The organism is Paenalkalicoccus suaedae, assembly GCF_006965545.2.
Classification (GTDB): Bacteria; Bacillota; Bacilli; order Bacillales; family Salisediminibacteriaceae; genus Paenalkalicoccus; species Paenalkalicoccus suaedae.
The window spans coordinates 1,722,142-1,748,559 of the sequence record NZ_CP041372.2 but is presented as its reverse complement, the minus strand read 5'-3'; the positions used below and the strand labels follow the sequence as shown (position 1 = coordinate 1,748,559).

Here is a 26,418-nt window from a genome sequence, read left to right as displayed (position 1 = left end):
CCTACTATTACTCAAAAAGTGTGCTTACTGATTCATTTTGGTGCACACGTGAAATACCCTCAGCGAGTAAAGGTCCAATAGATAAAACGGTAATTCGCTCATCTCGTTTATGTGACGGTAAGTAAATAGAATTTGTCATGACAACTTCTTCTAAGTCAGATTCACGAATTCTTGATACAGCAGGCTCAGACAGAACACCGTGGGTACAACATGCGTATACAGCCGTTGCTCCAAGCTGTTTTAAAGCATTAGCACCAGACGTCATCGTTCTAGCTGTATCGATCATGTCATCAATGATAATAGCCTGTTTACCAACGATATCTCCAATGATATTTATACCTTGAACAGAATCTGGATCGTCCTTGCGTTGCTTATCAATAAATGCAATCGGTGCATCTAACAGATTTGCTAATCTACGTGCTCGTACAGTACCTGCATTTTCTGGAGCGACAACAACAATATCGCTAAGATTTTTCTTTAAAAAGTGATCAGCTAAAAGCTGGTTCGCGATTAGTTGATCAACAGGAATATTAAAGAAGCCTTGGACTTGAGGAGCATGTAAATCTACGGTTAGAATGCGCGTAGCACCAGCCGCTTCTAAAAGGTTTGCGATAAGCTTTGCAGTAATCGGCTCTCTTGAGCGCGCTTTACGATCTTGTCTCGAGTATCCATAATACGGCATAACCACATTAATGGATTCGGCTGAAGCACGCTTTAACGCATCAATCATAATTAGAAGCTCCATTAAATGTTCATTTCCAGGCTCAGATGTCGATTGAACTAAATATGTATCAAATCCTCTAACTGTCTCCTCAATGTTCATTTGGACTTCTCCGTCACTAAATCGAGTGATGGTACTCTTCCCTAAAGGAACTTCTAAATGCTCCGCGATCTCTTGAGCGAGAGGCTTGTTTGAGTTCAGTGCAAAAAGTTTCATTTTATTCATATCAGATGTCATTGTTACTCCTCCTAGCAAATTATCTATACATGTATAGTACCACAATTTCGTTTACATCATCTTATCTTGCTGAAACAATTTGCGTCTCGCTCTCAAAGGATTCCCTCTTTAAGCACTATAAAAACTTCCGAATTAGACTCTCAAATACCCATAGCCAAAGCACTTCTTAAAATGCTATCATAGAAAGGATACCTAAACCTGCACTTATTAGTAGCATTCTCTTTAATTGATGTATGCATAATAACGTTGAACTATACGACATATTCAGAAAGGAATGATGTGTTGCTGTGATCAGACGACATATTCCTAATACAATAACGATGGGTAACATTCTTTTTGGATTTCTCGCTATTGGTCAAACGGCCACTGGAGAACTTCAAAATGCAGCGATATTTATATTAATTGGGATGATGCTTGATAGTATGGATGGCTGGTCTGCACGTAAGCTAAAAGTAGAATCTGCATTCGGTAAAGAATTAGATTCACTAGCCGATATCGTGACATTTGGTGTTGCACCAGCGATGCTTATGTATTCATCTACATTTTTAAATATAGGATTTTATGGACTATTAATAGCGGCATGTTTTCCTTTATTTGGTGCGTATCGATTAGCGCGTTTTAATATTGATGACGACACAGGGGATAAGAATTACTTTACAGGTGTGCCTATCACCGCAGCTGGGGGAATTATTGCACTCCTAACAATATTTAATTTTATTATCCCACAAGCAGTTATTTCTGCTATTTACATGTTACTGTGTGTGTTAATGGTAAGCCGTATTCGGGTTCCTAGCTTAAAAGATATCCCCGTCCCGAAATATTCGATCCTTATCACCTTACTTTTAGTATCGCTAATTGTAGTAACAAGGTACAATCAATCTATTGAATATTCAAGCCTAATTATATTAGCAATTCTTGCTTATATTAGCTTCATGATTATCTTCATCTTACTAAAGCGAAAACGTCTGAGAGATGCAACTGCTACTAATGAGCATGATATGTAAAAATAAGTAAGTATAAAAAAGAAGCCGACCCATTTAATTCATGGCCAGCTTCTTTTTCTTATTTATTTTCCGTCCTCTTCCTCATCTTGCTTGTCCTTCTTATCTTTTTCTTTCTCTTCTTTCTCTCTATCTATCGTGCCTTCCGTTAACGTATCGTTCACCTGTTCCTTCGTTTCTTCGATGCCTTCGTTCTTATTTTCTTTCGTCATGATAATCCTCCTCTTCTTCCTCTTTTGTAAATTGTTCTTGCTCCGAATCGGATGTGCCGTGAGCTTCCACGTCCTGCCAAGACTCCGTTCGCATTTCTTGTTTTAAAGAAGTTGCCTCCTCTTCAATTGGAGAAGTAACCTCCTCTTCGACAGGGCGACTCTCTTCCATCTCTTTCGCATGATCGACACAATAGAGAGTAGTGGGTACTATTTCAAGACGTTCTTCCGGAATGTCTTTTCCACATTCCTTACATGTACCGTACGAGCCATCCTCTATCGCTGCAAGGGCTTGATCTATTTCGTATAACTGATCCCTAGATTGTTCGTCTAAAGCTAAATCTCTTGTTTGTTCAAACAGCTCCGATCCACCGTCACCTGGATGATTATCGTAGTTTGATAGCTCACCAGTATCATGATCCTCGTCTGTCTGTAATCGTTCCTCAGTTTCTTTTTTCATATCTAATAACGTTTGTTTAAATGATTTCTCCATATGATCACATCCTCCAGACATTACTGTCTATATTTCTCTCTCTCTGGTATTATTCACTTCATGAGAGAATTTTAAACAAGGATGTGTATGAATGATGGAAGCAAAATTTCTTTTTTTCTTACAAGACCTTCAAAATCCCGTACTTGATGCATTTTTTATTTTTCTAACGATTATCGGAGAATATGGAGCAATTTGGATCATCATAAGCGTATTTCTATTTTTTTTACACAGAAAAAAAGCGCTATTGCTTGGAGCAAGCCTTGCAATAACGGGCTTTTTATCTGATCAGCTTAAAAGTATGATTGCAAGAAGCAGGCCGCCTGAATCGGTTGTAGGGATAAATAGTCCGATTTCTAATCCAGAGTCCTATTCGTTCCCATCCATTCACACAAGTCTATCGTTTACAGCAGCCGTTATGCTTCACTATTTCTTTCCTAAGCTTCGAATTTATATTTGGCCACTAGCCATTTTAACATCTTTCTCAAGACTATATTTAACCGTTCATTATCCGTCTGACATAGTAGCTGGTGCCCTCATCGGAACAGCAATTGCGCTTTTGCTTATTGTCGCAACAAAAAGATTTGTACCTTAAATAGAGAGAATTTCGGCTAAACGATCAAGCTCCGGATCGTACGATTTTTCTTTCGAGAGCGCCTCATGAATATCTTCGAATACGAGCTGGTTTTGGCGCACTCCTAATGCTAGCTTGCCCTCTCCTTCTTTCAATAACTCAACGGCTTTCAAGCCAAGTCGACTTGCTAAAACTCGATCAAATGCGCTAGGGTCTCCCCCACGTTGAATAAATCCTAAAACGGAAATTCTAGCATCTTCACCAGTAGCATCAACTAGTTGTTGCCTTAGGTCCTCCGCCTTTGAGGATCCTTCGGCAAGAATGATAATGTGATGTTGCTTTCCTCTTTTGCGACCGTGCTCCATTTTTTCGATAATAGAAGGAAGTGAAAATGGCTTCTCGGGAATGATGATAGCTTCTGCGCCACCAGCCACTCCAGCATACATTGCGATGTCTCCACAGTGACGTCCCATCACCTCAATAATGGTTGCTTTCTCGTGGGAGGTAGAGGTATCTCGAATTTTTGAAATAGAGTCAAGAACCGTATTTACTGCTGTATCAAAGCCTATCGTATAATCTGTGTAAGCAAGGTCATTATCAATCGTTCCAGGAATTCCGATTGTTGCGATTCCTGCTTCAGATAGCTTGGCAGCGCCTTTGAAAGATCCGTCTCCTCCAATTACAATTAACCCTTCTATACCTTCTTCCTTCAAGTGTTTAATAGCTTGATTGCGCCCTTCCTCTGTCATAAAAGCTTTCGATCTAGCGGTCTTTAAAATGGTACCTCCTTTATGAACAATGTCCCCTACTGAAGATGCGTCCATTACCTCAAAATCTTTATGAATGAGGCCTTCATAGCCTCGCTTTACCCCTATCACTTCGATTCCGTAATAGATGGAAGAGCGGACCACTGCCCTAATACATGCGTTCATTCCTGGTGAATCTCCACCACTTGTTAATACAGCTAACTTTTTCATACGTATACCTCCAAAAAATAGTTAATCTCGACTAAATGCTGTCTTTGCGCTTCTCACAGATAATCCAATAGTAATTGCACAGGCTATCGCTATGACGGATGCTCCGATAAGTATCGGTTGCCAGACCCAGCCGTCTATTAATACTGCACGCATAGCATCAAATAGATAAGTGGTAGGATTCATAACAGCCGCCACACGAAGCCATGTCGCTTCTATTAATTCAAGTGGCACAAATGTTGTGCTTAGAAATAGTAATGGGAAAAAAATAAGTGTTCCTGCCTGAGCAGCCTGCGCGTTCTTTGTTTTTAATGCAATCGCAACAGAGTATCCTGCAAAGGCTAACCCCCATCCTATCGCAAAAAGTAAAAGTACAAGTACACCACCGACTCCTGCCTCCACTCTCAAACCTAAAAGAAAAGCAACCGCTAAAATAATACCTGTTTGCACAAGTAGCTGTAGCATACCTGCTATAATCGGACCGAGCACGATGGCAAGACGTGATACAGGCGTTTGTAATAGCCGTGCAAAATATCCGGATTCTAAGTCACGAATGAGACTTTGGCCTGCTCCCCCAGCACCACCTATTGCTGCCGAAACAATGGACACAGGTAAGATAAAGGACAGGTAATCGGCTCCTTCGAAGGCGGGTAAGCTAGCTATGCCACTAAGACCACCCGAGTAGACTAAAAGAAAGAACATGCTGATAAATAAGTTAGGGATAACTGTAAAAGGATTTCGTAATAAGACAATAACACTTCGCTTTGTTAAGACATACGTATGTGCTAAAAATGGACTCATCCTCTGTCATCCTCTCTTTTAGCCGCCGTCACTTGAATAAACACATCATCAAGCGTTGGTTGTGAAACAGACAGCGATTCCGGCTCTATACCCGCATCTGTCAATATCTTTAAATAGCTACTAAGTCGTTTACTTGCTTCTTTTGTCGTAATTCGTAGCTCTTTTTCCTGAGTTATCACTCCTTCTGCATCAGTTAAAAGCTCCTTCGCTCGTGCAACTTCCTGCTCTTCTGCAAACTCAAATACAATTACATCTGCACCAATTGAGTCTTTTAATTCACTCGGTGTTCCCTCCGCGACAATTTTGCCCTTATTTATAATTTTTATGTGATCAGCTAATTCGTCTGCTTCCTCCAAATACTGCGTTGTTAAAAAGACTGTCGTACCTTCTTCCTTATTAAGTCTTCTTATTTCCTCCCAGATTGCTTTTCGATTTAAGGGATCTAGTCCTGTTGTAGGCTCATCTAAGAAGAGTATTTCGGGATTATGAACCAGCGTCATTGCTAAATCTAATCTTCGCCGCATTCCGCCAGAATATTTTTTACTTGGTTTATCTGCGTCATCTTCTAGTCCCACTTTAGCTAATAATTCTGTGGCACGAGTTTTTGCTTCTTTCTTTGTCATGTTGAATATTCTTCCCTGTAGCTCTAATAGCTCTCGACCACTTAAATCTTGATCTAATCCTGTGTCTTGCAATACAACACCAATTTTCAATCGCACCTTATCAGGCTCTGTCTCTGCATTAAAACCGCTTACAAAAACCTCGCCGCTTGACGGTGTCATGAGCGTCGTCAAGATCTTCACCGTTGTTGATTTCCCCGCTCCGTTAGGACCTAAAAACGCAAAGCATTCTCCCTTTTGTACTTCTAATGAAACACCATCTACAGCTTTATAGGAATCCTTGTATGTTTTTACTAAGTTTGATACGACGATAGTACCTGTATCCATGCGTCTTCCCTCCTAACAAATAATATCCTTATCATACACAATGGCCATTCAATAAACAAAGCTTTTCTACCAGTGGCAGAAAAGCTTTAAAATTCTTCTTTAATTGATTATGCAAACACACCTGAATCAGTAGACAGCTTTTCGTAAAGCTCTTCAAGCGTTCCCTCATCATCAATTTGGTAAGTCGCCGTACCTCGATCTATCACATTACCATGCACTAAGAAGGTTCTCATCCCTATCTTTTCCGCTACCATATCTTCTTGTTTATCATTGCCTATCATGACACATTGGGAGGGATCCACGTCGAGTTCTTTAGCAATCATTTCATAGTAGGTTAAATGCGGCTTCGTAAAGGTGCTTTCTTCATAAACTGTCACATGATCAAGTGGCAGCTTATCTATGCCAGCCCACTTTAATCGATGCCAAATGGCGACTTTAGGAAAGACTGGGTTTGTCGCAATGGCAATTTTATAGCCTTTTTCATAAGCTTTCTGAATAACCTTAGCAGCTAATGACGTTGGCTCTGTTAAAGTCTTGAACTGAGGAAATGTTTCTTCATAAAAAATATCAAGAGTTGGCCATATATCTTCTTTTTCTAACCCAGTCCTAGCTAAAAATGCTTCTGTAAAAATGGCTTCATTCGTTCTTTCTGCTTCTGTATTTTTCATCATAACGGCAGTAGCTTCAAATAAGGCTTGTAAAAAAGTCTCCGGATCTACAATATGTGCGACTTTAGGAGCTAGCTCTCTCGTGTACTGCTCCACAAATGCATGCGTATCCATCGGTAAGAGTGTTCCATCTAAATCAAATAATAGTGCCTTCTTCATATATGTACCCTCCTATAAAAGTTAAAAAAGGCTGCCCCATTATTCTTAGAGCAGCCCTGTTCGTTATGCTTTTGCTTTTTCTCGATCTTTCTTCATTTGCTTACTGCGTAACTGACCACAAGCTGCATCAATGTCAGAGCCTTGTTCGTGACGAACTCCGCACTGGATACCTTTTTGCATCAATGTTTCAAAGAACGTTAAGATATTACTCTTGCGACTTTGTTCATACATGATGTGCTCATCAACCGGATTGTAAGGAATCAAGTTAACATAGGAGAGCTTTTTCTTATCTTTAATAAGCTCTGCCAATTCTTCCGCATGCTCTTTACTGTCATTGACACCATCTAAAAGAATATACTCAAACGTAATACGTCGATTAGTCTTCTCTAAATAGTAGTCAACAGCTTCCATGAGCTTCTCGATCGGTTGGCCTTTATTAATTTTCATGATGCTTGTGCGTAGCTCGTTGTTTGGAGCATGCAACGATACGGCAAGGTTAACTTGAATATTTTCATCAGCAAACTCATAAATCTTTTTAATGATTCCGCTTGTTGAAACGGTGATGTGACGCGCTCCAATGGCAAGTCCACGATCATTATTGACGATACGTAAAAATGACATTAGGTTCTTATAATTATCAAACGGTTCACCGATACCCATTACAACGATGTGACTAACACGCTCTTCTTTTTGTTCTTCATCGATTGCTTTTTGTACATGCATAATTTGTTCTACGATCTCACCGCTCGATAGGTCGCGATCCTTCGTTAATAGCCCACTTGCACAGAAGCTACATCCGATATTACATCCTACCTGCGTCGTAACACAAACAGAGTTCCCGTAGTCGAATCGCATGAGTACTGTCTCGATTAAATTTCCGTCCGTAAGTCTGAATAAAAACTTCATCGTTCCGTCTTTCGAAACTTGCTTAGAATGTACTTCTAGCGTTCCGATTGTAAACGCCTCGTTTAAAAGTTCAATACAATCTTTCTTTACGTTTAGCATTTCGTCAAATGTATTGATGCGCTTTCTGTATAACCAGTCCCACACTTGCTGCGCGCGGAACTTCTTTTGACCGTGTTCCACTAGCCAATCCTCAAGCTCTTGGAAGGTCAATCCATAAATGGATGTTTTCATTAGTAAACCCTCATTTCCGTTCATTGTTAATAAGCCATCTGACATTATCTCAAGTTTACAAACTAAAAGCAAGTGATTAGCGCTCTATTTCCTCTAATAAAGGGACGATATCTTGCATTTTTATTGCTAACCCTACTCTTGAACCGTTCGATGAAGAGGTCGCAAATACGAGACCAACTACTTCTCCATCTGTATTTATCACAGGACTACCGCTACTTCCACGATAAATGGGTGCATCTAGTGACATGACTGGTACCTCTTTAGATGAAACCGACATATCTGCTAAAAGCGTCCCTTCATTCGGGATAAAATTAAAAAAGAGCGGATTACCTATTACATACACTAACTCGTTTTCAGCATAGTCAGTGGTAAGAGGCAACGAAGGATGATCAAAGTTTTCATCCTCTACTCGTAGTATAGCCATATCTAATTCTTCGTTTACATAAATAGGCTCCGTTACGTAGCTATCGCCATTATCAAATGCGACAACAGGCGAGACAGCACGGTCAATCACATGCTCATTCGTCATTATTAGCGAATCATCAATGACAAATCCAGTCCCCTTCGAATCATCCGTTCTTACAATGACAACGGACTCTTTATACGTTTGTACGTCTTCGTTAGAAGATAGCTCTTGAGATGTTGCTAAAAATTCAAAGGCAGGTATATTAAAAAGCTGTGGCCAAATAGCAAATACGTTCGCTAAAAGTGCGACCGTTATAATTCCAGCGACCACTACTTTGAAAGCCCTTGAGCGCTTGCGTTTTTTTGGCGAGACCTCTTCCTCATCTGGCGAAAAAAACTCTTCCTTGGTGTAGTAGTTTTCCCCGTCAAAGAAAAGCTCTTCTTCCTTTTGTTCATCCACATTTAATTCAGAGTCATCCTCCACGGAGCCATTCTGCTCGGCATCGTTATGCTCTGATGGTTCAAGAACTTCTTCGTTATCTCCGTGTTGTTGTTCACGTTGATGCCTTGACTTGTCATCCTCTTGCATAGTTGCCTCCTAAACATTATAACAATCTTTTTTTACTTATTGACCTTGCAACATGGACACCTGAGCTTGATGCACCTATCGATCCTGCTCCTGGATACACATTATCTCCACAAATCCAAAGTCCTGGAATTCCTGTCCTATGAGACACAGCGTTCCAAAGCGCATTTTCTTTTGTTTGTGGAAAACCGCCAACGCCGCCACCTTTGCGGTTAGTATACCTCTCCCATGCAATAGGTCCTCCAGATTCCTGCCATTCTATATAAGACTCTATATTAGGCATAATTGTTTGAGATAACTTCTTTATAATTTCTCGCGTGAGTCTTGTTTTATGATAATCGTAGTCAGCCTTTGTTTGCCATTCAGATAACGTAATATGCGTAGAAATAGTAAATGTGCGGAACCCTTTTGGCGCTCTTCTTACGTCATCTTTTCTTGATAATGAAACAAAAAAATGATGACCATCTTCAAGCTGTAACTGACTAAAAAGAGGTGTCGTATCTGTAACAGCGGCTTCCTTAATGGCCACATACATCGTAAATGTCCCCCACTGGTCCACTTGCTCCCGACGATTCCACTTTAGCGCCATCGTTTCATACACATGAGGTTCTAATAGATCCTTCATATTTAAAAGTGGCATGTTTAATACAACATGATCCGCCTCATAGGATCTATCACGTTGATCATACAAGGTATAACCATTAGCATGCTTTACGATTCGCTTAATGTGCCTTGGTTTTTTTACGACTCCCCCATTGGAACGAATAGATTCGATCAATTCATCAATAAGTTCGTATAACCCACCGTCTATATAGTAGGCTCCTCGATGATATACATCTAAGGCAGTTGCACCAATATAAGCAGGAATGTTTTCGTAGGATGTTTGCATACTGTCAAGTAACACTCCGTCTATAAAAGTAACGAAGCTTCTACACTCCTTTAAGTCGTGCTTTTCGACCAAATCACCAACGGTCGTAAAGAGGTATCTTGGTAAACCAAAGGTACGAAGGTTAACACCTTTTAGAAGCGCGCTTATTTCCCAAACCGTCGCCGGAGGGATCACTGGGAAGTGAGCCATATGCGCATGTAATCCTGCAGCAATCGACCAAGCCTCTTTAAAAAATGCGCGTATTTGATTGGAGTAGTTAGGCTCTACTCGCTCCCACTCTTTTATAAATCGGTCTCGATTTTGCTCGTAAGATATGAATTGTTTCCCTACATCCACTTGCATAACGGAGGAGAGGAGACGCTTTTGTACATCAATTCCTAGAAATGAATTAATACGTTCGTGAATACCATTATGCTCAAACCCCATGCCGAGTGTAGCACCAACAGGAAATCGATAATGATTCCTTCTATATTTAGAAGCACTCCCGCCCCACTCTGCAGCGGCTTCTAATAAGGTTACGTTATAGCCTTCTTTTTGAAGGAGGGCACCTGCAGTAACCCCACCGAACCCCGATCCTACGATGACAATATTTTTCATGCAACGACCTCCTCCTATTCACTACCTTTAGACTATCATAGAAAGTCTGTTTAAAAGAAGGAAAAAGCCTATGCATCCGCATAGGCTTTAGTCAATTATCCTTCTAATAGTAAGGATTCCGGATCCTCGATTAGTTCTTTGACTTTCACTAAGAATCCAACCGCATCTTTCCCATCAATAATACGGTGATCATAAGAAAGTGCAATGTACATCATTGGACGATTTTCAAAGTTCTCATTATCAATAGCGACCGGGCGCATTTGAACAGTATGCATGCCGAGTATTCCGACCTGAGGCGTATTTAAGATCGGCGTAGACCAAAGTGATCCAAATACACCACCATTTGTAATTGTAAAGCTTCCACCCTGTAAATCATCTAACTTTAACTTTTTCGTTTTTGCTTTTTCGCCAAGATTTCGAATCTCGCGCTCAATGCCAGCAAAGTCTAATCGGTCTGCATCACGAACGACTGGTACTACTAATCCGTCGTCAGTCGATACTGCTACACCGATATCATAAAACTGCTTGAGAACAACTTCATCATTTTGAATTTCAGCGTTTACGTATGGATATTTCTTAAGAGCACCGATAACGGCTTTCGTAAAGAAGGACATGAATCCTAGCTTTACACCATTAGCATCTAAGAACTTGTCTTTACGGCGTTTTCTCAGATCCATTAAATTCGTCATGTCAACTTCGTTAAACGTCGTAAGCATTGCTGCTGTATGTTGCGCTTCAACTAAACGCTTCGCAATTGTTTGTCTTCTTCGAGACATCTTTTCGCGAACAACAGGCTTTGCAGGATTATCCTGCTTCTCCTCTTGTTTAGCAGGAGCTGGCTGTGATTTTTTCGCAGCATGCTCATCAATATCCTCACGACGAACGCGGCCTAATGGGTCACGTGGAGAAATATCGTTTAAGTCGATTCCTTTTTCACGAGCATATTTACGAGCAGCAGGTGATGCAACTACGCGAGAGTTGCTATCTTTAGAAGTCTCTTCCGCTGTATCTGGCTCATTTTTAGGCTCGCTCTTAGGAGCTTCCTTTTTTGGCTCTTTTTCTTTCGGCTCTTCTTTAGCAGCCTCTGCTGAATCAGAAGATCCTCCGCCTTCTCCATTTGTATCGATGACTGCAATGACGTCACCTACTTTAACTGTGTCGCCTTCTTCAAACTTCGTTTCTTTTAAGACACCTGCTTCATCTGCAGAAATCTCAACGTTTACTTTATCCGTTTCAAGCTCTACGATATCTTCGCCTTTTTCTACGAAGTCGCCAGGCTTTTTCAACCACTCTGCCACCGTTCCCTCAGTTACTGATTCTGCTAATTCTGGTACTTTAATATCCAACATTATTCATTGCTCCCTTCGGCATCGTGAGTCGTTGCTTCTTCTATGATTCGAGTTTGTTCGATCTTATGAACTTTTGGATCACCTTCTGCAGTACTTGAACGGCGTTTTCTGCCGATAAAGCTTACGTGTGCTTTTTCAGGAGCAACGTCTTGTAAATGAGGAGCAATATAGTTCCAAGCCCCCATGTTTTGTGGCTCTTCTTGTACCCAAATTACTTCTTCAAGATTCTTATACTGCTTCAATACTTCGGCGATTTGCTCTTTAGGGAATGGATACAGTTCTTCGATATTAATTTGCTGAAGGAAATCAACAGATTCTTGCTTTTGCTCGATTCGCTCCGTCAAATCAATGGCCATTTTACCAGTTGCTAAGATAACACGTTTTACGCTAGTCTTTTTCTTTCCAAGCGTTTCGTTCACAATAATAGGATTAAAGCGACCTTCCGATAGCTCTTCTACACTAGAGGCAACTCTCTCATTACGTAATAGACTCTTAGGAGCCATCAGTACTAATGGTCGTACTTCGTCCATTGTAAGGAGCTTTGCCTGTCTACGTAGCAAGTGGAAGTACTGGCTAGCCTTTGTTAAATTCGCTACATGCCAGTTATTTTCAGCTGCCAATGTTAAGAATCGCTCTAAACGTGCACTCGAGTGCTCTGGACCCTGTCCTTCATATCCGTGTGGTAGCAGTAACACAAGACCAGATTTTTGGCCCCACTTCGCGCGACCACTTGAAATAAATTGATCAAATAGTACTTGCGCTCCGTTTGAAAAATCACCGTATTGAGCTTCCCATAACGTTAACGTTTCTGGAGAATGTACGTTGTATCCGTACTCAAATCCAACGACAGCTGCCTCAGATAGAGGACTGTTATGTACTGCAAACGATGCCTTAGCAGATGGCATAACATGCAAGGGAGAATACATACCCTCTTCCTTATAGTCATGAAGCATTAAGTGTCTTTGAGAGAAAGTCCCACGCTGAGAATCCTGCCCTGACAGTCGAATTGGCGTCCCGTCTTGGAGAATCGAAGCGAATGCTAATGTCTCGGCATGACCCCAGTCCACTTTTCCGTCTGCCTCTAATGCGTCCGTGCGACGCTCAAGGATTTTTTGTAGTTTCGGGAAAATATGAAAGTCGTCTGGGAAATCCAGTAGCTCCTTATTTAACTTCGTCAATTCTTCAGCCGTGATCTTAGTTTCCATGCCATATAGATTTGTTGCCACATAATCAGGCGGAAGCATTTTGTCATCAATATGCGTACGCTTTTTGTCTTTAATGTTCGTGAAATATTGCTCAAGTTCTTTCGTGAATGTCTCTCTCATAGAAGAGAAGTCGTCTTCTGAGACTACGCCGTCCTTCACGAGCTTTTGACCATACAAATTAAACACGGTTGGATGATCTTTAATTAGCGTATAAAGCTGTGGCTGAGTCGTCATTGGCTCATCCATCTCGTTGTGCCCATAGCGACGGTACCCAATTAAATCAATCACGATATCTTTATGGAATTCACGACGGTATAAATAAGCAAGGTGAATTGCTGCAAGACACGCTTCCGGATCATCTGCATTAACATGAATGACAGGAACTTCGAAGCCTTTTGCAAGGTCACTCGCATATTTCGTTGAGCGTGAGTCTCCGCTCACCGTTGTAAATCCAATCATGTTATTTGCAATAAGATGAATCGTTCCACCAGTCGAATACCCCTCGAGCTGACTCAAGTTAAGCGTTTCAGCCACAATACCTTGTCCAGGGAATGCCGCATCACCGTGAATAAGAATAGGCATTGATTTCTTTTTATCTTGTAAAGGGAATCCTTTTTGAGAACGATCGTCCTGTGCTGCGCGTGCGAGACCTTCTACAACCGGATCTACAAACTCTAAGTGACTAGGGTTGTTCGCAAGCGTTACTGTAACGCCTTCTTTCACCTCATCAATTTCTCTATCTGCACCAAGGTGGTACTTCACATCACCCGTCCAGCCATAGTTGAGCCCAACGGATCCTTCAGAAGGCACAAGCTCTTTATTAGGCGCATCATGGAACTCAGAAAAGATAATTTCATATGGCTTATTTAATACGTGCGCTAATACATTTAAACGACCGCGGTGTGCCATCCCGATCATGATGTTTTCGGCACCATCGTTAGCTGCTTCGCGAACAGCCTCATCAAGCATTGGAACCATAGCTTCCAACCCTTCGATCGAAAATCGCTTTTGGCCCTTAAACGTTTTATGAATAAAATGCTCGAAGCCTTCTACTTCATTTAAGCGCGTTAATAAGTTTTGTTTTACTTTATCTGTTACTTCAGGAAGATAATTTCCAGATTCAACCATCTCAAAGAGCCAGTTTCTTTCGTCAATGTTTTGAACTTGCTTAAATTCAAACGCTAACTTTTTTGTATACGTATTTTTTAAATGGGTAATTGCCTCAACGCCGTTCTTAACGGACTTGTATGGAGATAACAGCTCCGCTGGAACCTTATTTAGTGAATCCTCAGTTAAATTAAAATCTTCTAATTTAAAAATATCCTCTTTGACTTTATCTGTGACTGGTACTATATCTGACATGATATGACCGTTACGCCTAATAAAATCAGCAAGGTTCATCGCACTAATTGCTGTATAGTACGTTTCTTTAGATGACTCCTGTGTCTCTACAGGAAGTGCCGGAGAACCGTTTACTGCCTGCTCCTCGTACGCCCCCCACATATCAAAGAAAGCAATGATTTCATCGTCAACAGGCTCATCCTGCTGATATTTCTCGTATTGCTCTAGCATGTAGCCTAGGTTTGGTCCGTAAAACTGATCCCAACCTTCGGTCATGCTAATTGACTGACTACCCATGTGTGCAACCTCCAATGAAAATTAAATATGTACATTCTTCACGTAAAGCGTTTACACCGTTATTTTATCACTATCTAGGCTGTTCCTCAAAGGTTAGTTTACACAAAATGACCTTTTTTTGTGTGATTAGACGGATTTTACGCTAATTGAAAGAAATTCCACCCCATAAGGGCGGAATTCCGCTAATTCGTTAATATTCTCTTCCAAAACCGTTCCATTCTTTCCATAGCTTCATGTAGCTCGCTCATAGAGTATGCATAAGAAAGTCGAATAAACCCTTCGCCTAAAGGTGAAAACGCATCTCCAGGAACAACTGCTAGTTCTTCCTCTTCTAAAAGCTTCACTGCAAAGTCAAAAGACGATAGCTCAGACTCTTTAATCGAAGGAAAAACATAAAAAGCTCCGAAAGGTTCTTCGACTGACATACCAATCTCATGCAGTCGTTTCATAACAAAACGCCGTCTTTCGTTATACTCGCTTTTCATCGTTAGTGGATCCTCAGCTCCGTGTTTGATCGCTTCTAATGCTGCATATTGAGAAATAGATGATGCACAGCTTACGTTATACTGATGTACTTTTAACATGTGCTTAGCAATTTCCTCTGGGGCCATTAAGTAGCCTATTCTCCAACCCGTCATCGAATGAGACTTACTTAGTCCATTAATGACAATGGTCTTTTCGCGCATACCAGGGAATGTTGCAATAGACTTATGGTTAGATGTATAGCAAAGTTCTGAATAAATCTCATCTGAAAGAATAAACAGATCCTTTTGCTTCAAGTAATGTGCAAGCTGGGTAAGCTCTTCCTCAGACAGCACGACACCCGTGGGATTAGACGGGTATGGTAAAAAAACCGCCTTCGTTTTAGAAGTGATTGTAGATTCTATTGCCTCAACTGTTAGCTTAAACCCTGTCATAGTAGTATCTACATACACCGGTTTCCCACCACAAAGCCTGATAATCGGCTCATAGGCAGGATAAACAGGGCCCGGAAGAATTACTTCATCCCCTTGCTCAAGAATTGTTCTAAGCGCAACATCTATCGCTTGAGATGCCCCTACAGTGACGATAATTTCGGAATCTGCACGATACTCGAGGCTATACTTGTCCTGCGCATGGTGAGAAATAGCTTCGCGAAGCTCCATTATTCCTGCATTAGGCGTATACGTCGTTTTGTTTTGATCGATTGCACGCTTAGCTGCGTCTTTAATATGATCAGGAGTTGGGAAATCTGGCTGCCCAAGTGTTAGCTGAACGGCGTTCGGATATTGTTGTACTCGTTGGAAAAACTGTCTGATTCCAGATATTTTTAAGCTAGCAGCTGCGGGGTTAATTCGATGCTCCATTAGTCAAATCCTTTCAATTTTTTACGCAATTAAATATAGCGAAAGGCTTATTTCAATAGCATAAAGCATTATAGCAAAAATAATGATGATCCAATATGGATGAATGCGAAGCGTTTCTGTTTTTACATGTATGAGCTGCTTGACTGAATCTGATGTGAAAACGAGAAGAGCGACTATGTAAAGTAGCACAACACTTATGTCTAAAAAAACGGCGGAAACGCTTAAGTCTTCATAAAACAAGCCAGTTTGGCTTAAAATAACTTCACCAATGAGTGATACTACCTTTGCAAGGAGTAGCTGCGTAAATACGATCATATGAAGCCACCAGCCTACACGAAAGGAAAAAAGCAGTAATAGACCAACTGCTAGTAATAGCATCATTGGTCCATTTGTTATAATTTGAAGTAAAAGCCGGTCGTTAAATCCAAAGACTACTCCAATATAAAAGTAGTAAAGGGCGTAGCCCACCCCTACTAAACTAAGAAAATAGGAATAAATGGTCAAATATAGATGTGAGGTGGTTGGCATTGTCTATTCATCCTTACTCTACTATTAAGAAATCTGCTCCCGATTTACCTAATAAATAGGCAGCAATCGCAAACGCCTCCGTATGGTCACGCACTTTATCAAAGCCTTTTGGTGGCTCTTTTACTTGTAACGCATACTCGTCGCGAATTCTTAACGTTTCATTATTAACCTGTCTTAAAAATACAGATGCCTCTTGAAGACCATCTCTTCCACTTTGCATCACTTCATAAAAGGATACAAATCCATGCATGACTCCACGGTATCTAGTAGCTTTTACAGGCACTCCTGCTTCATGTAACCTAGTTGCATACTGCTCCCCTTCGTCACGAAGAGGATCAAACTCTGCTGTTACAATGAGAGCTGGAGGTAAATCTTCTAAATTGTCCGCTTGTAACGGAGATGTATAAGAATGATTCCACATCCACTCATCAGGCGTATACGAATCACGCGCTTTGTACATAACGGACCTTGATAATAAATAGTATCCACTATCATATGCTTCACGAGAAGCTAATGGAATATCTTGAAATGTGGTTAATGGATAGAGTAGCACCTGTGATGCGATACTTGGTCCATTGCGATCGCGAGACATCATCGACACGACAGTCGCCAAGTTCCCTCCAGCACTATCACCTGCAACACTAATTTTAGAGGGATCCCCTTTTAAAGACGCTGCATTATCTTGCGCCCAAAGAAGAGTAGAATAACTATCTTCTGTTGCAGTCGGAAAAACGTATTCAGGAGCGACACGATAGCTTGGTGCTATAACAATACTATTTGTTCGAGATGCTAGAGATCGAATAATATTGTTGTGTGTATCTAAATCTCCAAACCCTTCAAGGAAGGCTCCACCATGATAGTATATAACAATTGGATGGGGTCCGTCACCACTTGGCCGGTAAATTCTTGCAGGAATCTGCGAACCGCCTTGAACAGGAATCGTAATGTCTTCTCTAAGAAGACTCGGACTACCCGACTCGCCTGTCACAATTTTAGGTGGTCGGATATTAATATCTAAGCTCACTAAATTATTATTAATCGCATGTAGCACTACTGCCGTCTTCGCTGGCAGTCTGCCTTCATCTGTTTGTTGCCAAATAAATAATGTCATAGAAACAATCGCAACGCTTAGTGCAGATAAAAACGACGTGACGAATATAAATCTTCTTATAAACCCTCTGCGCTTCATCATAGATGTAGATCACCCCAGTAGAAGAATGAAAGATTATCTATATAGATAATGTCGATTATATGCAAAAATAATAATAGTAAAATCTCTCTTATACTAAGTATACTATGTTTTCTGAAAAATTGTGTTAATTTAAGATTACAAAATGAAAAAGTGTGGGAAAAAGTTAAATTATGTAGGAATAATAGGCGATTCGGTCTTAAGATTATCAATTATGGCGATTTTGTTTGCAAACATGTCAGTAAAGATCTCTCAACAACCATTATCTCAAAAAAATGTATGTATATAAAAAGTCGAAGGTAACACCTCGCAAGGTGTCCTTCGACCTGTTTTAATAGCTAAATATATTTCGTGTAATCTCCGTAGCCTTCTTCTTCTACCTGATCCTTCGGAATAAATCTAAGAGAAGCCGAATTAATACAATATCGTAATCCAGTCGGCTTTGGGCCGTCTGGGAAAACATGTCCTAAATGAGAGTCTGCTTCTTTACTCCTAACCTCCGTTCGAACCATAAAGTGACTTCGGTCCGTTTTTTCGATAATCGACCCCTCATTAATTGGCTTTGTAAAACTCGGCCAGCCACAGTTTGATTCGAATTTGTCCTTTGAGCTAAACAACACTTCTCCAGAGACAATGTCCACATATAGTCCTTCTTCAAAGAAGTCCCACAGTGGGTTATCAAACGGTGGCTCTGTTCCGTCTTGCTGCGTTACTTTAAATTGAATATCTGTCAGTTTATTTTTTAAATCCTCTTTACTCATTGTTTAATTCCCCCAATTTCGATTAATAAAGTCAGCTCGTCCACTACCTTTACGATACATATTGTAATGAAGCGGATTCTTTCTGTAATAATCCTGATGATACTCTTCTGCTTCATAAAATGGCTTTGCCTCTCGGATAGTTGTCGCAATTGGTTTGGTAAATTTGCCACTCATCTCTAAGCGACCCTTTGACTCCTCGGCAAGCTGTTTTTGCTCATCATCATGATAAAAAATCGCTGTTGTATACGATTCTCCTCTATCATGAAATTGACCACCCGGATCGGTTGGATCAATTTGTTGCCAGAATAGCTCCAGTAGTTTTTCGTACGAATAAATAGATGGATCATACGTAATTTGTACAGCTTCTAAATGTCCAGTCGTTTCCGAACAGACTTCTTTATATGTTGGATTTTCGGTGTGTCCTCCTGTGTAACCAGAAATAACTGATTCAATTCCAGGCTCTTGGTCGAATGGCTTTACCATACACCAAAAGCAACCACCAGCAAACGTTGCTTTCTTCATAAAATCGACCTCCATTTCGTCTTTCATTATACCATTTATCCCCTATATGGTTTATAAATATGCTTGTTCAAAAGGAGAAAAAGCCTCTTTAGACAAAATAACGCATATGTCTAAAGAGGCTTCATTTAATTAGATTCGATTTAAATAAGCACGTACATTTTTATGGGCAATTTTCTCGACAAGTGATCGCTCATATTTGTTTAAAAGTGCATCAATTAAATTCTGATGCTTTCCTGCATGCTCTAATGACTCTACATACGTTTCGATCCCATCAAAATCAGAACCTAAAGCAATACAGTCTTCGCCGCCGCGATTTAATATATAGTCGATATGCTCAATCAATTCTTCTATGGACGCTGTGTCGTCACTTTTACCAACGAAAGGTGGATTATACACAATCCCTATAATGCCCTTTGCTTTAATTAGGGTATCAATTTGCTCATCATTTAAATTCCGACGATGCGGATTAATAGACGTTGCATTAGAATGAGTAGCAATTGGATATGCTGCTGTTTTCATGACGTCATAAAATCCAGCAATACTTAAATGAGAGACATCAGTTAACATACGATGCTCGTTGTTAAATTTCACGACATCAAAACCAAATTCCGTTAAGCCACCACCCCGCGGCTCTCCGATCCCATCAGCCACTAGGTTTGCTTGATTCCACGTTAGACCAAACGAGCGCACGCCTAAATGATAAAGAGTGGAAAGTTTTACTAAATCCTGACCAATAGGGTCAGCTCCCTCGAGAGTAAGAACAGCACCAATCTCGTCCTCTTTTAGCTGATTGATTTGATCCCAGCTAGTTATAAAGCGTATTCCTGGCGCAGTCAACACGTGCTTATGAAAAAGATCCGCCTGCTTTAACGCTTCGTAAAATTTTTGATCGCTTGGAATGTCCGGCTCAATAAATATTGCAAAAAATTGAACCTTCACCTTTCCCTGCTTTAATCTGTTTAAGTTAACCTCAAGACGCTCATCATCTATAAAGGATGCGTCAGAAAGTTCATCTAAGCGAAGTAGTGCATCACAGTGTAGATCAATAACGTTCATTGTGCCCTCCTATTTTTGTGGACGAACCATTTTTTCTAAATCAATATATTCATCAAACTGGTCCGCAGTTAAATAGCCAAGCTCCACGGCCGTCTCTTTAAGTGTACTATTCTTCTCAAAAGCTGTTTTCGCAATCTTGGCCGCTTTTTCATACCCGATATGTGGGTTTAATGCCGTTACGAGCATAAGTGAATTTTTCACGTGCTTGTCAATAATCTCTTCATTCACTTCAATACCGACAACACAGTTATCGTTAAAGGAGATCATGGAGTCACTCAATAGTCGAACCGACTGAAGGAAGTTGTAGATAATAACTGGCTTATACACGTTTAGCTCAAAGTTACCTTGACTGGCTGCAAAGCCGATAGTCGCATCATTACCGAAAATTTGACTTGCTACCATTGTAATGGCCTCTGATTGCGTTGGGTTTACTTTACCCGGCATGATCGAGCTACCTGGTTCATTTGCTGGAATCGTAATCTCTCCAATACCAGAACGCGGACCACTCGCTAACCAACGAACGTCGTTTGCAATCTTCATTAAGTCAGCAGCTAATCCCTTTAATGCTCCGTGCACGTAAACAATTTCGTCATGACTTGTTAGCGCATGAAACTTGTTTTCGGAAGAGCGGAATGTTTCGCCTGTAATTTGAGAAATTGCTTCAGCAGTTATATCTCCAAAATCAGGGTGAGCGTTGATTCCTGTACCAACCGCTGTACCTCCGATTGCAAGATCACGAAGCTGTTCCGACGACTCTTCGATCATATAAAGTGATTTTTTGAGCATATGCGCCCATCCACTCATTTCTTGGCCGAGTGTGAGTGGCGTTGCATCTTGAAGATGCGTACGTCCAATTTTAATTACATGATCAAAAGCCGCTGCCTTCTCCTCAATCGTTTGGTGTAACTTTTTAAGCGAAGGAACTAGACGGTTTTTCACTTCTAATAATGCTGCAATGTGCATAGCTGTTGGGAATGTATCATTCGAGCTTTGCGATTTGTTCACATCATCATTCGGGTGAATGCGATGCTCGCTTCCTTGTTTTTCAAACGCTTCGTTGCTTTTATATGCTACAACTTCGTTCATGTTCATATTAGACTGCGTACCACTTCCAGTTTGCCAAACAACTAATGGGAAGTGTTCGTAGTTTTTATCAGTTCTTACCTGCTTACAAATTTGCTGGATCATCTCAGCCTTTTCTTTTTCCATATTACCGAGTGTTGCATTGGCGCTTGCACATGCTTCTTTTAAGATCGAAAATGCGTCTGTAATCTCTCTTGGCATCACTTCTGTGCCAATTTTAAAGTTTTCGCGGCTTCGTTGTGTTTGAGCTCCGTACCATTTATCGGCTGGAACCTGTACTTCTCCTAGTGTGTCTCTTTCTGTTCGAAATTCCATGCATAATTCCTCCTCATATGTATCACTAAAGCGCTTACGATGTTCATTTTACCATAAAAGATTCTCCCTCACACTTTCTTGCTTTATGAAATTTCATAAAAAATGGATAAGGATTGAATTTTCTGAATGATGTGTATATGATTAATAGTGCAAGCTATCTTCTTTGGAGGTGTTTAGACATGGAAACGTTACAACCGAAAAAGGGTACATATGCGTTAGAGGATTATACAAAAGCACGCGAATCATTCGACTGGAAGGACGTAGAAAAAGTCTTTACTTGGTCCAAAACTGGAAATGTAAACGCTGCCTATGAAGCAATTGACAGACATGTGAAAGAAGGTCGCGGTCAAAAAACCGCCTTGCATTATTCAGATGCATCTCGTGATGAAACTTACACATACAGCGAGCTTTGCGATTTAACAAATAAAGCAAGCCATATGTTTCGCGATTTAGGTGTGGATAAAGGCGATCGTGTCTTCATCTTTATGCCCCGTTCGCCGGAGCTCTATGTAGCATTGCTCGGGGCGATTAAGGTAGGAGCTGTTGTTGGACCGCTCTTTGAAGCATTTATGCAGGACGCGGTGAAGGCGCGCCTTGAAGACAGTGAAGCAACGATGATTATTACAACCCCAGACCTTGCATCTCGAATTCCTCATCAGGAGCTACCTAGCCTGAAAACGATTATGCTAGTTGGAGGTTCAGAAGAAATCGGTGGGATCAATACCGTGTTTTATGAGACGGAGCTAGAAAAGCACCCATCAGATGACACTGCAATCGAGTGGGTCGATAAAGAAGATGGTCTTATCCTTCACTATACGTCTGGTTCCACCGGCAAGCCGAAAGGCGTTTACCACGTGCACTATGCAATGCTTCAGCATTATCAAACTGCAAAATGGGTTCTTGATTTACAGGATAACGATGTGTATTGGTGTACTGCCGATCCTGGCTGGGTAACCGGAACATCGTACGGAATTTTTGGACCTTGGTTAAATGGTGCAACAAACGTTGTCCGCGGCGGTCGCTTCTCACCAGATGACTGGTATCACACGATTGAAAAATATCAGGTAACAGTCTGGTACAGCGCTCCTACCGCTTTTCGTATGCTAATGGCCGCGCCTAAAGATATTTTATCAAAATATGACCTCTCCTCACTGCGACATATACTGAGCGTTGGAGAGCCATTGAATCCTGAGGTAGTCCGTTGGGGCTGGGAGGTATTCCATCATCGAATTCACGACACGTGGTGGATGACGGAGACCGGCGGTATGCTCATTTGTAATTATTTAAGTGAGCCCGTTAAACCAGGCTCTATGGGTAAGCCGTTTCCAGGCGTCCATGCGGCGATCATAGACGACTTCGGCAACGAACTCCCTCCAAATGAGATGGGGAATCTAGCAGTTCAAACCGGCTGGCCTTCTCAGATGAGAAAAATTTGGAAAAATGATGCGAAATTTGAGGAGTACTTTGCCATTCCAGGCTGGTATATCTCTGGTGATACTGCTTATCGTGATGAAGATGGCTACTTCTGGTTCCAAGGCAGAAACGACGATGTAATCATGACAGCTGGCGAGCGCGTGGGTCCTTTCGAAATCGAAAGTAAGTTAGTTGAGCACCCAGCTGTCGCAGAAGCCGGAGTAATCGGGAAGCCAGACGAGATTCGCGGTCACATTATTAAAGCGTTTATCTCACTACGAGATGGCTACGACTATTCAGAGGAACTGAAAAAAGAAATCCAAACGTTCATTAAAACGGAGCTAGCTGCTCACGCTGTACCTCGAGAGATTGAGTTTAAGGAGAAGCTACCTAAAACACGTAGTGGTAAAATCATGCGACGTGTCCTGAAAGCTTGGGAGCTCGACGAGCCGACGGGCGATCTGTCTACGATGGATGATTGATTTTTAGATGATTTACTAGAAAGTGAATTGTACATTATGCTTAAGGACAGCAGGAATCGACGGTACGAGTCGGTTCCTGCTTTTTTATTGGGGTATTGGTGGAATTTCGGAATTTCGCTTTGGTTATCCGTTCCACGCTCTTGGTTATCCGTCTATTGCTTGTGGTTACCCGCTCATTCCTCTCGGTTATCCTATTGCCCCCTTACTTCTGGAAAAAGCCCCCTGCCTGATCTTTGGCAGAGGGCTTTCTTATCGCTATATTTTCTAAAATGTATAATATGGAGAGATCATAACGTAGACGAGTACGCCAGTTGCGCTGACATATAGCCAGAGCGGCATGGCGAAGCGGACCCACTTTTTATGCTTTGATCTGAGATCCTTGAAGCCTGTGAAAAAGCTCATCAGTGCGAGTGGCACAATGACAGCTGCCAACACAATGTGTGTGATTAAGATAAAGTAGTAAAACATCGCGCTGAAGCCACCACCGCCGTAGCTAGTTGATTCTGCCATGAAATGAAAAATGACGTATGATACTAGAAATACAGAAGTTGAGGAGAATGCGGCAAAGATAAATCTTCTGTGTAATACAATATTGCGCTTTAATATTGCGAGAAGCGCAAATAACAAGAAGAAAAAGGTAAATGAGTTCATAATTGCGTTAAGTAACGGTAATCTCGTTACCCATGTCGGTAGATCGCCGACGTAGCCTGGGATACCTGATAGTACAATGATCAATACGTTTACTACAATAGAAATGATAACGACTGTTCTAACATGATGAGTTACCATAGCATCTATCATTCGTTTCATGGTGTTCACTCCTTGCACCATCTACAGTTTAGATGGTGTCACTTCGTTGGTTTTAGAATTTCGTCTACTTTGTTCAATTTTATCGATGACTTCTTGCACATCGCTTGCTTTACTTTGAGATGTAAAAAGGCGCCGCTTTTCTTTTTTTAATGCACTGATAATGATTTTTTTATCTTTTTCAGATAATATCATATGTGATCCCTCTCTTCTTTCGACTGACGAATAACGACAATTAGCGTGTAAATTGCCATCACAACTAACAACGCAGTTGCAAGGTAAAATACCCCAGCGAGACCGTAATAGCCTGCGATAAGTCCACCTAAGGCAGGTCCGGTTACATTGCCTAAAAAGCGAAAGCTTTGGTTATAGCCTAATACCTCTCCTTGAATATCAGTTGGAGTAACGAGGCGGATATACGCGGCAACGCATGGAATTATCCCACCTATCGCAATTCCAAATAAAAATCGCAATATGACTAGTTGCAAATAGGAATCGACAAATGCTTGAGGTGAGTAAAAAATCGCTGCAGCAATCATGCATGCTATAAGGACTCTCTCGTGGCCGTGCCGGTCGCCTAAAATCCCTAAATATCTCGTTGCTGTCAAGTTGCCAAGCCCCGTGATGGAAAATGCGAGACCGGCAAGGAATGCAATATTCTCCCCTTCAAGAAGTGTGCCTACAAATAAGGCCAGCTGAGGCTGAATGCTAAAGGTCGCTGTTTGCACAATTAACGATAGTAGCATGATCGTCACAAGTAGCTTATCTTTCCATATAAATGCGATGACGTCACGCATCGATTTCCGAGCTTTTTGGACCATCTTCTTCGTGCGAATTTCGTGTACGCCCCAGCCTACTAGTATCGTCGCTAAACAAATCCCTACTGCTGTGATCGAAAATGTGTAAATGAATCCCACACTATCAGCTAACAAGCCTCCAAATAGTGGACCGAATAAGCCCCCAGATAACGTCCCCATTTGTAGAGTACCAAGAACTCTTCCTGCATCTTCTTTCTTTGTTTGTGCGGATATTAACGCCATGGAGGTTGGAATAAAGCCTGTGACAACTCCCATAAACATGCGTAAGAAAAATAATTGAAGCACACTTGTTACAAACGACATAAGAAATAGAGAGATGGCAACTCCAAAGCCAGTAATAAGCAAAATTTTCTTACGACCGAAGCGGTCTCCAAATCTCCCCCACAAAGGTGAAACGAAAAAGGCGACTAAAAACGTGATACCAAAAATAAAGCCGGACCATCGCTGGACATAGGCGTCGGAGAAATCACCTAGTGTCTCAATGTATAACGATAAAAATGGGAGCACCATCGTGGCGCTCGCTGCTACAAAAAAGTTCGCAAAGATTAGGACGGTTAAATTATGTTTTTGCATAGTATCGGCGAGCGGAGGCAATCATGCCTACCATTAAGCCTCTATAAAACGCTCTAGTTCCTCTCTGTGCTGCTTCATTTGGTAATACCCGTGATCATATAATGCTTCAAGTCTATCGCGCTTACGCTCTAATCTCGTTACATTGAACAAGGACTCAGGACGGATGACGAGCGCTTGTCCCTCACGTTCTAATTGCTCAATGTGAGCTAATGTATTGTTATAAATTTTGGAGCGATTTTGCACGATATCGATAAGACCAGGAAATTGCTGAAATTTTCTTCTGAAATACCACATTCCACGTTTGGCAGGTTTCTTTTGATAGCCTTTTTGCTGCGTCAACACAACCACATGTTTTTTATTCCCTTGTTCGATAGAATGGTTGATCGGAATAGGGTCACTTATTCCACCGTCTAAATAGGTTCGGTCTTTGTAAGTGATTGGAGGAGCTACCATTGGTAACGATGAAGATGCTCGAAGTAACAAGTTAAAGTCATGTCCGAGCTGTTGCTTTTCGTAGTAGACCGTATCGCCAGAAATGCAGTCCGTTACTCCGACATACAGCTTTTGAGGAGATCCAAAAAAAGCTTCATAGTCAAAAGGGTTTTCTACATTTGGGATTTGGTCAAAGATCAAGTCCATGTTAAATAACTCGCCGACTTTAAATAGTCGCTTGAATGAAATATACTCCGGATGATCGGAATAATCAATTGTTGTCGCTTTATTACGACCTCGCTGTCTCGAAATGTATGATGCAGCGTTACATGCGCCTGCGGAAACTCCTACTACATTCGGAAATACGATTTCGTTATCTAATAAATATTCAAGTACCCCGCTTGTGAAGACGCCTCTCATGCCTCCACCCTCGAGTACAAGTCCAGTTTCGTTGTTCATTTTGCTCACGCTCCTAGCATCATCTACCTTTATTTTAACGAAGTACT

General features: G+C 41.2%; 26 protein-coding genes. 3 read left to right on the top strand and 23 right to left on the bottom strand.

The window, feature by feature from the left end; all coding sequences use genetic code 11:
- Positions 1-7: 7 nt before the first annotated feature.
- A complete protein-coding gene (locus tag FLK61_RS09435; RefSeq protein ID WP_176009219.1) occupies positions 8-958 on the bottom strand; it encodes a ribose-phosphate diphosphokinase in 951 nt (316 codons plus the stop codon).
- 287 nt (positions 959-1,245) lie between these two features.
- Here FLK61_RS09435 and pssA point away from each other — a divergent pair, with 287 nt between their 5' ends.
- Positions 1,246-1,962, top strand: a complete 717-nt coding sequence (gene pssA / locus FLK61_RS09430; protein WP_176009218.1) for a CDP-diacylglycerol--serine O-phosphatidyltransferase — start codon at positions 1,246-1,248, stop codon at positions 1,960-1,962.
- Between the two features lie 62 nt (positions 1,963-2,024).
- On the opposite strand, the gene FLK61_RS09425 is transcribed toward pssA, so the two are convergent.
- Together FLK61_RS09425 and FLK61_RS09420 are read right to left on the bottom strand one after the other, a co-directional pair.
- On the bottom strand, positions 2,025-2,171 hold the full coding sequence (locus tag FLK61_RS09425) for a DUF4025 domain-containing protein (protein WP_176009217.1): 147 nt from the start codon (positions 2,169-2,171) through the stop codon (positions 2,025-2,027).
- A complete protein-coding gene (locus FLK61_RS09420; RefSeq protein WP_176009216.1) occupies positions 2,155-2,661 on the bottom strand; it encodes a TraR/DksA C4-type zinc finger protein in 507 nt (168 codons plus the stop codon). The genes FLK61_RS09425 and FLK61_RS09420 overlap by 17 nt, the downstream gene beginning before the upstream one ends.
- 91 nt (positions 2,662-2,752) lie before the next feature.
- Here FLK61_RS09420 and FLK61_RS09415 point away from each other — a divergent pair, with 91 nt between their 5' ends.
- Positions 2,753-3,253, top strand: a complete 501-nt coding sequence (locus tag FLK61_RS09415; RefSeq protein ID WP_176009215.1) for a phosphatase PAP2 family protein — start codon at positions 2,753-2,755, stop codon at positions 3,251-3,253.
- Here the strand turns inward: FLK61_RS09415 and pfkA are convergent.
- The 16 genes from pfkA to fumC all read right to left on the bottom strand — a co-directional run bounded on the left by pfkA (position 3,250) and on the right by fumC (position 21,387).
- Positions 3,250-4,209: a 6-phosphofructokinase gene (pfkA, locus tag FLK61_RS09410; protein ID WP_176009214.1), complete on the bottom strand. Its 960-nt coding sequence runs from the start codon at positions 4,207-4,209 to the stop codon at positions 3,250-3,252. The two genes, FLK61_RS09415 and pfkA, sit on opposite strands and share 4 nt — an antisense overlap.
- A 21-nt stretch (positions 4,210-4,230) precedes the next feature.
- Positions 4,231-5,007 carry an ABC transporter permease gene (locus FLK61_RS09405; RefSeq protein WP_176009213.1) on the bottom strand — a complete coding sequence of 259 codons (777 nt, stop codon included), beginning with the start codon at positions 5,005-5,007 and terminating at the stop codon, positions 4,231-4,233.
- Positions 5,004-5,954, bottom strand: a complete 951-nt coding sequence (locus tag FLK61_RS09400) for an ABC transporter ATP-binding protein (protein ID WP_176009212.1) — start codon at positions 5,952-5,954, stop codon at positions 5,004-5,006. Before FLK61_RS09400 ends, FLK61_RS09405 begins: the two co-directional genes overlap by 4 nt.
- 107 nt (positions 5,955-6,061) lie before the next feature.
- Positions 6,062-6,781 carry an HAD family hydrolase gene (locus FLK61_RS09395; protein WP_176009211.1) on the bottom strand — a complete coding sequence of 240 codons (720 nt, stop codon included), beginning with the start codon at positions 6,779-6,781 and terminating at the stop codon, positions 6,062-6,064.
- A gap of 63 nt (positions 6,782-6,844) precedes the next feature.
- Entirely contained in the window at positions 6,845-7,918 is a 1,074-nt protein-coding gene (gene rlmN, locus FLK61_RS09390; protein WP_176009210.1) for a dual-specificity RNA methyltransferase RlmN, read from the bottom strand.
- A gap of 76 nt (positions 7,919-7,994) precedes the next feature.
- On the bottom strand, positions 7,995-8,912 hold the full coding sequence (locus FLK61_RS09385) for a S1 family peptidase (protein WP_176009209.1): 918 nt from the start codon (positions 8,910-8,912) through the stop codon (positions 7,995-7,997).
- A 16-nt stretch (positions 8,913-8,928) separates the two neighbouring features.
- Positions 8,929-10,395: an FAD-dependent oxidoreductase gene (locus FLK61_RS09380; RefSeq protein ID WP_176009208.1), complete on the bottom strand. Its 1,467-nt coding sequence runs from the start codon at positions 10,393-10,395 to the stop codon at positions 8,929-8,931.
- 95 nt (positions 10,396-10,490) lie between these two features.
- Positions 10,491-11,744: a 2-oxoglutarate dehydrogenase complex dihydrolipoyllysine-residue succinyltransferase gene (odhB, locus tag FLK61_RS09375; RefSeq protein ID WP_176009207.1), complete on the bottom strand. Its 1,254-nt coding sequence runs from the start codon at positions 11,742-11,744 to the stop codon at positions 10,491-10,493.
- Positions 11,744-14,587, bottom strand: a complete 2,844-nt coding sequence (locus FLK61_RS09370; RefSeq protein WP_176009206.1) for a 2-oxoglutarate dehydrogenase E1 component — start codon at positions 14,585-14,587, stop codon at positions 11,744-11,746. The genes odhB and FLK61_RS09370 overlap by 1 nt, the downstream gene beginning before the upstream one ends.
- Positions 14,588-14,769: 182 nt before the next feature.
- Positions 14,770-15,933 (bottom strand): aminotransferase A, encoded by a 1,164-nt coding sequence (locus tag FLK61_RS09365; protein WP_176009205.1) that lies wholly within the window; start codon positions 15,931-15,933, stop codon positions 14,770-14,772.
- Positions 15,934-15,954: 21 nt separating this feature from the next.
- The gene (locus FLK61_RS09360) at positions 15,955-16,461 is read right to left on the bottom strand and encodes a hypothetical protein (RefSeq protein ID WP_176009204.1); all 507 of its coding nucleotides are present in this window, start codon (positions 16,459-16,461) and stop codon (positions 15,955-15,957) included.
- A 13-nt stretch (positions 16,462-16,474) separates the two neighbouring features.
- Positions 16,475-17,653, bottom strand: a complete 1,179-nt coding sequence (locus tag FLK61_RS09355) for an alpha/beta hydrolase (protein WP_176009203.1) — start codon at positions 17,651-17,653, stop codon at positions 16,475-16,477.
- 335 nt (positions 17,654-17,988) lie between these two features.
- Positions 17,989-18,411: a peptide-methionine (R)-S-oxide reductase MsrB gene (gene msrB / locus FLK61_RS09350; RefSeq protein ID WP_176009202.1), complete on the bottom strand. Its 423-nt coding sequence runs from the start codon at positions 18,409-18,411 to the stop codon at positions 17,989-17,991.
- Positions 18,412-18,414: 3 nt separating this feature from the next.
- Positions 18,415-18,933, bottom strand: a complete 519-nt coding sequence (gene msrA, locus FLK61_RS09345; RefSeq protein WP_176009201.1) for a peptide-methionine (S)-S-oxide reductase MsrA — start codon at positions 18,931-18,933, stop codon at positions 18,415-18,417.
- A 129-nt stretch (positions 18,934-19,062) separates the two neighbouring features.
- Positions 19,063-19,989, bottom strand: a complete 927-nt coding sequence (locus FLK61_RS09340; protein WP_176009200.1) for a dipeptidase — start codon at positions 19,987-19,989, stop codon at positions 19,063-19,065.
- Between the two features lie 9 nt (positions 19,990-19,998).
- Positions 19,999-21,387 carry a class II fumarate hydratase gene (fumC, locus tag FLK61_RS09335; protein ID WP_176009199.1) on the bottom strand — a complete coding sequence of 463 codons (1,389 nt, stop codon included), beginning with the start codon at positions 21,385-21,387 and terminating at the stop codon, positions 19,999-20,001.
- Positions 21,388-21,566: 179 nt separating this feature from the next.
- On the opposite strand from fumC, the gene acsA reads away from it, so the two are divergent.
- Complete coding sequence (gene acsA / locus FLK61_RS09330; protein ID WP_176009198.1) at positions 21,567-23,282, top strand: acetate--CoA ligase; 1,716 nt, start codon at positions 21,567-21,569, stop codon at positions 23,280-23,282.
- Positions 23,283-23,546: 264 nt separating this feature from the next.
- Here the strand turns inward: acsA and FLK61_RS09325 are convergent, their stop codons facing one another.
- From FLK61_RS09325 to FLK61_RS09310, 4 genes are read right to left on the bottom strand one after another with little or no spacing between them, the layout of a single operon-like run.
- Positions 23,547-24,092, bottom strand: a complete 546-nt coding sequence (locus FLK61_RS09325) for a DUF420 domain-containing protein (protein ID WP_249777711.1) — start codon at positions 24,090-24,092, stop codon at positions 23,547-23,549.
- Between the two features lie 21 nt (positions 24,093-24,113).
- On the bottom strand, positions 24,114-24,284 hold the full coding sequence (locus FLK61_RS09320; RefSeq protein ID WP_176009197.1) for a hypothetical protein: 171 nt from the start codon (positions 24,282-24,284) through the stop codon (positions 24,114-24,116).
- A complete protein-coding gene (locus FLK61_RS09315) occupies positions 24,281-25,480 on the bottom strand; it encodes an MFS transporter (RefSeq protein ID WP_176009196.1) in 1,200 nt (399 codons plus the stop codon). The genes FLK61_RS09320 and FLK61_RS09315 overlap by 4 nt, the downstream gene beginning before the upstream one ends.
- A 33-nt stretch (positions 25,481-25,513) precedes the next feature.
- Positions 25,514-26,371, bottom strand: a complete 858-nt coding sequence (locus tag FLK61_RS09310) for a patatin-like phospholipase family protein (RefSeq protein WP_176009195.1) — start codon at positions 26,369-26,371, stop codon at positions 25,514-25,516.
- Between the last annotated feature and the right edge of the window lie 47 nt (positions 26,372-26,418).